This is a genomic window from Microcoleus sp. S13C4 (assembly GCF_036700865.1).
Classification (GTDB): domain Bacteria; phylum Cyanobacteriota; class Cyanobacteriia; order Cyanobacteriales; family Microcoleaceae; genus Microcoleus.
Genome location: NZ_JAUBPS010000165.1, coordinates 1 through 1,584 on the forward strand (window position 1 = coordinate 1; position 1,584 = coordinate 1,584).

2 protein-coding genes are annotated in these 1,584 nt (G+C 43.6%); both read right to left on the minus strand.

Features of this window, described 5'->3' with window-relative positions; all coding sequences use genetic code 11:
- Positions 1 to 432: 432 nt before the first annotated feature.
- Positions 433 to 543 carry an HNH endonuclease gene (locus tag QT996_RS28425; RefSeq protein ID WP_333050847.1) on the minus strand — a complete coding sequence of 37 codons (111 nt, stop codon included), beginning with the start codon at positions 541 to 543 and terminating at the stop codon, positions 433 to 435.
- Positions 544 to 699: 156 nt separating this feature from the next.
- A complete protein-coding gene (locus tag QT996_RS28430) occupies positions 700 to 1,482 on the minus strand; it encodes a group II intron maturase-specific domain-containing protein (protein WP_333050848.1) in 783 nt (260 codons plus the stop codon).
- Positions 1,483 to 1,584 lie beyond the last annotated feature (102 nt).

Below are 1,584 nucleotides of genomic sequence, written 5' to 3' on the forward strand. Positions count from 1 at the left end.
TTAATAATTAAGTGGGGTCGTAAAATCAAAAATAAGGGCAATGCGTGTATCACAGTTTAAATGTGCAACAGCTTATTGCATAAATTTTGGATTGATCAGGAAACCGCAGATAAACGCAGATAATTTCAAGACTGTTTGCGAAAGCCTGCACTTCAAGTCTAGTAATTAAAAGCGACATACTTCAATGGTAAGCTGTAGGTAGAGTCGAGAGAAGATGTTACCACCTTCTCCCTCCCATGCGGAACCGTGCTTGCCGTTAAACTAAGCGATTCCCTCACGGGAACCGCTCGTCTTCAGAACCGGACCTGACACTTTCGCGTCATCCGGCTCCTCTGTATTTTGACCCTTGATATGGGTACTTCCAACAGGGAATTTGGTATCTATTGTTGTTTTTGTGTCGTGACAATGCCTGTGGAGTAATTGAATGTTGCTCTAGTTATCTTTTCCGTTTTGTGAACGGGGGATGATGTGGTCAACCTCAATTAAGTCCTCAGAAGAAATATATAAGTTGCAGTGTGGACACTTCCCTTTTTGTATCTTCATGAGTCGCGAGACTCTTGTCGATGTTTGTGGGTGAGTTCCTCTACGGGTGCTCCAATACGCCCAATCTCCCTTGAAGGGGCTGAACTTGCCTTTGACTTTTATGTGTCTAATAATTGGCGTTTTCCTATGTTCAGCTAAAAGGAAAATTTCTTCCCCTTAACTTGCGCCAAATGCCCAGTTTCTTTCTCCCACAGTTTGCCAATATTTATTAGCAATCCAGGAGGAATTTTTGTTGGGGTGACGGCGTTCTGCCCATGCCTTCAATTGGCTGTACAGGTGATTATCCCACGTATTAAACGTTTCCTTGCTAACTAATGTTGAGTAGTAATTACTCCATCCCATAATTAGTGGATTCAGGTGGGCAATTAATGCTTCCTGTTTTGCCGTTTTGTGGGCGGATATTATTATTTCTCCGATTTCCCGTACATGGAGTTGAATTTTCTTTTCGCTGGGCTTGATGAGTGTTTTAAACCCCAATAATTTCCCCTGGACTCTTCCTGTATGCGTTTGACCAACTGGATATTGTCTGATATTAAAACCCAGGAAGTTTAATCCTGGTTGTTGGTTTTTCACTTGCATCAAGGTGTGAGTGATTCGAGTTTTCTTTTCACTCATTTCTAACCCCATCCCATTGAGCCATTCTGCGACTATCTGTTTGCTCTGAGTGATGAGGTGAAGACTTGGGTGTAATACCACAAAGTCATCAACGTATCTCACTATTGTCAGGGCGCTGATGTTCTCCTTTTTTCTTTCTGGGAGACTTGACGCAAATTGCTTGAGTCTATCTTCCAAGCCGTGAAGGGCTATGTTTGCTAATAAGGGTGAAATAACTTCCCCTTGAGGGGTTCCTTCATCGATAGGGAACAACTTGTTTGCGTCCATCACGCCCGATTTTAGCCACAATTTTATGAGGCAGTTTAGAGTCGGGAATGTATGCAGTTTAGAGAGAAGTGCCTAATGGTTGATGGCGGGTAAGGAGGCACACGTCGCCGTGTCCTCCTCCCCCAAGAACCGGACTTGACAGTTTCCCATCATCCGGCT

Excerpts from the sequence above, each read along its gene's own strand:
- QT996_RS28425 (WP_333050847.1), bottom strand. The coding sequence starts at position 543 with ATGAAGATACAAAAAGGGAAGTGTCCACACTGCAACTTATATATTTCT.